The 3555-nt window shown below is 46.8% G+C and carries 3 protein-coding genes; all 3 read left to right on the top strand.

What is annotated here, in order from left to right; translation table 11 throughout:
* Window positions 1-479 precede the first annotated feature (479 nt).
* Window positions 480-1325: an AAA family ATPase gene (locus tag B3D59_RS10605; RefSeq protein ID WP_286819640.1), complete on the top strand. Its 846-nt coding sequence runs from the start codon at window positions 480-482 to the stop codon at window positions 1323-1325.
* Window positions 1312-3069, top strand: a complete 1758-nt coding sequence (locus tag B3D59_RS10600; RefSeq protein WP_286819639.1) for a vWA domain-containing protein — start codon at window positions 1312-1314, stop codon at window positions 3067-3069. The genes B3D59_RS10605 and B3D59_RS10600 overlap by 14 nt, the downstream gene beginning before the upstream one ends.
* Window positions 3070-3112: 43 nt before the next feature.
* A partial coding sequence (locus B3D59_RS10595) for an AAA family ATPase (protein WP_286819638.1) occupies window positions 3113-3555 on the top strand: 443 nt, incomplete at its 3' end.

The following is a 3555-nucleotide window of genomic DNA, read 5'->3' as shown; positions in this document are numbered from 1 at the left end:
ATCCGTAACACCATGAAACATGCGATAAACAATGTCTGTTTTATTTTAACGGAACATAATTATGATAAAAATGATTTTAATTATAAATAAATAAATAAATAAATAAATAAAATCTATATGATTAAAATGATTTTAAAAAATAAACAAAACCCATTGGTTGTGCCGGCTGCTCACACGCCGGCTTTTTATTAGATAGCTTTTGGCGGGAATAAATATTGCATTTTAATTACCCAGTAATCTGAATTTTAAAAATAATGGTGTTTAAATCATCTTTAATTAGAGCAAATACGGTGCGGGCATGATGGCATAACCATCAGCACTGCGCCTATTAAATGCAGTATTTCGGTATTTTGGGTTGGTCGCGTTTGAGGAGGTGCTGAATTAGGGTGTTTCATCGCCAGGTTTAATGTGCTTATTGTATCTATTACGGAGAAGTGGAAGAATTAAGGAAATAGAACCATTAAAAAAGGGGGATTCAAATGAGCCTTGATATAAAAAAAATGATTCCTGAAAAAGACCATCATTTTTATTTGCCGAAAGATGCCATCAGCAACCTGGGATCGGTCAGCAAACTCTCGCAGAAGCACCCCGTTAATATCCTGATTACCGGGAAGGAAGGGTGCGGCAAGTCATCTTTAGTCCGGCAATACGCGGCAAAAAAAGGCCTGCCTATGGCTACTTTTCAAATCGGTATCCTTTCGGAACCAGGCCAATTGTTTGGTGAGCACCGGCTAAAGGATGGAGAAACTTATTACCAGCCTTTTTTGTTCCCTGAAGCCATACAGACGCCCGGATGTGTAATTCACCTGGAAGAAATAAACAGGCCTGAACACCCCAAGGCGCTGAACATGTTGTTTTCACTGCTGTCGGATGACAGGCAGGTTTGGACTGATGAGATGGGTTTGATCAAAGTTGCCGATGGTGTGGTATTTTTCGCCACTCTAAATGAAGGCGAGGAATTCGTCGGGACAGAAATGCTCGACGCGGCCTTGAGGGATAGATTTTATATTCTACAAGTCGGTTACCTGCCGGGTCCGGTGGAAAAACAGGTGCTGTCGGCAAAAACCGGCATCAGTGAAGAACAGGCCCTGACGATTGTCAATATCGCTAATAAAATACGGGGCAACCCCAAGTTTAACATTTCCCTGTCCACCCGGCACGCGTTGATGATTGCTGAATTACTGGCTGTCGGGACACCCATTCAGGATGCCTTTGCCCTGAGCCTGCAGGTTAACCAGGATGTGCTTGAATCAATTCTTCTCTCGTTACACCTGGGGATGGGGGCCAAAGGAGAGTTGGGAGAAGTGGAATATGAACTCTACTGATAGTTATTTTAACCTTGTAAAGGCGGCTGTGGATCTAGCATCCCCAGAAGCCACCGGTTATTACAGAGACAGGGGGGGGATTTCTGCTTACTGGCGCAAGAATTTATCACCCCTTGAAACGGTAGAGCTATCGAATGTGCTGCGTGCGCTGCGGAAGGTGGCCGGATTCCTGGGGGACAATGTGGGCAGTGTTGACTGGGTTGGCATGTCGACCAAGAACAAGGGCAGGATTGTGCTGGACCCGGAAATTATATTCGGCAGGTATCCCATTTCTTATGAAAAGATGGACATATTGGTCGGGGTTGTGGTCCACGAGGCGCTGCACAGGGTTGTTTGGAGCGAACGGGTCTGGCAGGAGGCAGTAAAACAAGCCGGTGAAATCACGCCCCGGGAAAAACTGATGTTGTCAAAGATTGTCAGCACCGGGGAAGATATCTATGTCGACATAGTCTCCCAGAAGTCGATACTTGGCTTGTACACTGCCAAGGTCAGACAAATGGCTCTGGACATGCTGAAAAGAATTCATAAAGTAGTCCCGTCGGTTGATGAATTGCTCCGCATCTGGTGGGACACGGCGTTTAACAAGTCAACGCAGGCGGTAGATGATGTATACCGGGAGAAACTCGACATCCTCAGCTCCGCCGACCGCTGGCTGGAGGAAATAGCAGCCGGCGGCACAAGCGTTGCTGAACAGAGCGACATAACAAAGGACTCAAGCCACTTCTCCACACTTACGGGAAAAGTCTGGCATGGTGTCGTGGGCCGGTGTGATATAAGGAAGGATTTGTACCTGGAGTTATGGAAAAATATTTACGAAGACATTAAGTTTTGGAGAGTATACGACTTCAGCATGCCCCTGTATTCCCCGCTTGATCCGAAAGAAAAAACAAAAGGCAAGAAAAAGCGGAAACCAGGCGGCGTTTTCCCTTTATTGGAAAGCATGGATGAAGTAGAGCTTGAACTGGCCGTGGATTCAATCGACATCACCCCATTGATCCGGGCGGTGGTGGGAGATGATGATGAAGTTATGCCGACTTCATTATGGGATTTCAATGTATCCAACACTCACCCCATGATTGATCCGCACCTGGTTACGCGGCTGAAGAGAATATTTGAGGTATACGCCGAGCGCAAGTTTCTAATAAACAGAGGATTGAAAAGCGGGAAGGTGGACGCAAGGAAATTATACCGGGCGCCGATTGACGGAAGATGTTTCAAGGAAAAACAGTTTCGTTCGGAAGCGTCGTGGAATATAGTGCTTTTAGTTGACGCGTCGGCTTCGATGGGCGGTGTGAAATGGAGAATGGTTGAGAATACGGTGGCCGCGATTTACACTGCTTTAAAGAGTACCAATAACCATTTCCAGGCGTTTGGTTATTTCGAAATTGAAAAAATCTGTATGATTTCAAGAATAGTTAAAGACAATAAACTTCTCTCGCTTCAGCCCATGGGCCAGACCGCCTCCGGCCAGGCGATTATAGGAGCGGCGCTGCAAATGTCCCAGGAGGGAGGCAAGCGGCTGTTGATCCATGTAACTGACGGCGGTTCCAATTGTGGCTGTGACGTTTCGCATGGGATAAACTACTGCAAAAATAAGAAAATCGACCTGGCTACGCTGGGTAGCGGGTATGACGACCGTGAGCTGATGCTGGAGCAGTATGGCGAGTCAATCCGGTTTCTGGATTCCATAGAGCACCTCCCCGGCGCGATAGAAGGCCTTTTAAGAAAGAAAATTCTCGGCTGAGAGCAAATACTGCCGGGCCGGGCTATCGAAAGGAGCAATATTGGTGAAGTATCACAAGGAGTTAAGAATTCCTGCACTGGACGACTTTTTCTTTGCGCCGGGAGAAATCATTTTTGCCCTTGAGAAATTTGAAGTTCTCAGCAGGAAGCATCCTGTAAATATTCTGATCACGGGCAGGCAGGGCTGTGGTAAATCTTCCCTGGTGCGTCAGTTCGCAGCTTTTTACAAACGGCCGCTGGCTGTTTTTCAAATGGGACTGCTTTCTGAGCCGGGCCAGCTGTTTGGCGAACATACTTTAAAGGATGGGGAGACCCATTACAGCGAGTTCCTTTTTCCTAAAGCTATATCCACGCCGCGCTGTGTGGTGCATTTGGAGGAGATTAACCGGCCGGAGCATCCGAAAGCGCTTAACGAACTGTTTTCCGTTTTATCGGAAGACAGATGTATTTGGGTAGACCAGCTGGGTATGGTAGAAGTGGCGGAAGG

Origin of the sequence: Desulfobacter sp. UBA2225 (genome assembly GCF_002348205.1) — a bacterium.
Taxonomy (GTDB): domain Bacteria; phylum Desulfobacterota; class Desulfobacteria; order Desulfobacterales; family Desulfobacteraceae; genus Desulfobacter; species Desulfobacter postgatei.
Note: the sequence above shows the minus strand (reverse complement) of the source record. Positions and strands in the feature narration are given on the sequence as shown.